Here is a 335-nt window from a genome sequence, read left to right as displayed (position 1 = left end):
TTCTTGGTGGAGCCTAGCGGGATCGAACCGCTGACCTCCTGCGTGCAAGGCAGGCGCTCTCCCAGCTGAGCTAAGGCCCCAAACATAAAAAAAGAAAAGATATGGTGGGCCTAAATGGACTCGAACCATCGACCTCACGCTTATCAGGCGTGCGCTCTAACCAGCTGAGCTATAGGCCCATATCTACATAATATTGAAGGATAATCCTTCAAAACTAAACAAAACAATGAAGAAACATCTTTTCATGCATGAACCAACGGTTCATGATGTCTCCATAGAAAGGAGGTGATCCAGCCGCACCTTCCGATACGGCTACCTTGTTACGACTTCACCCC

General features: G+C 48.4%; 2 tRNA genes and 1 rRNA gene. All 3 read right to left on the bottom strand.

Annotation, left to right across the window (positions count from 1 at the left end):
• Positions 1 to 4: 4 nt before the first annotated feature.
• A tRNA-Ala gene (locus ACX6U0_RS21375) sits at positions 5 to 80 on the bottom strand.
• Positions 81 to 102: 22 nt separating this feature from the next.
• Positions 103 to 179 (bottom strand) — tRNA-Ile (locus tag ACX6U0_RS21370).
• 99 nt (positions 180 to 278) lie between these two features.
• Positions 279 to 335, bottom strand: a 16S ribosomal RNA gene (locus tag ACX6U0_RS21365); the annotation flags it as partial.

Source organism: Gottfriedia sp. ABJ_BB2_2 (genome assembly GCF_055484705.1).
Note: the sequence above shows the minus strand (reverse complement) of the source record. Positions and strands in the feature narration are given on the sequence as shown.